Below are 794 nucleotides of genomic sequence, written 5' to 3' on the forward strand. Positions count from 1 at the left end.
GTGTCCCAGTTGTCGACGAACCAGTCGCCGATGTCCTCCCACCACGACCGGTTCTGGATACCGGCGTCCGACGCCTCGTCGATCTTCGTCTTCGCCGTCCGGGCCGCCTCCTCACGCATCTTGCGCGCGTCCTCGGCCATCTTCTTCGCCGCGTCCAACGCACCCTGGGCATCGGCGACATCCGACTTCGCACGCCCCTGGGCCGCCTCCGCCTGCTGCACATCCCGCGTCGCCGCACGGACCTTCGCCTCATCCGGCTTCTCGGTCGACTTGCTGCCCGTCGGGTCGTCCTTGTACTTGTCGGCCTCCTTCGAGGCCCGACCCACCCACGAATCGGCAGTGGACAGACGGGACTTGGCCGACGACAGATCCGACTGCGCCTCCCGCCCCCTGACCAGCGCCCGGTCCGCCAACGCCTGCGCCCGCTCCAACTTCGGCCAGTAATCCGCCAGCGCATCGCCGCACAACTCGTACGACGTCTTCAGCTTCCTCAGGTTCTTCGGGACATCGGCGAAGTCCTCCTTGAAGACGTCCGCCGACTTGCCCGCCCACTCGGCGAGAGCGCCCTCGCCAGCCATGCCCTTGACCAGACGCAGCGCATCCGAGACATCGTCCGCGAAGTCATGCAGCTTCTTGGCCAGCTGCCGTACCTGCTGCGGATCCCCCGGCACCGGATCCTTGTCCAGGTCCAGGACATGCCAATCCGTGGGCCGATGCCCCGCCATACCGCAACCCCCGTCACGTACGCATCACCAACAACCGTATGCACACGTGAACATACAAGGGTCAGACGT

1 protein-coding gene is annotated in these 794 nt (G+C 66.1%); it reads right to left on the reverse strand.

The annotated features are described in order from the left end of the window. The coding region (locus tag H4N64_RS44180; protein WP_186288262.1) for a putative T7SS-secreted protein at positions 1 to 725 on the reverse strand (725 nt) is incomplete at its 3' end. Positions 726 to 794: the final 69 nt, after the last annotated feature.

Origin of the sequence: Streptomyces cupreus, from assembly GCF_014257025.1 — a bacterium.
Taxonomy (GTDB): domain Bacteria; phylum Actinomycetota; class Actinomycetes; order Streptomycetales; family Streptomycetaceae; genus Streptomyces; species Streptomyces cupreus.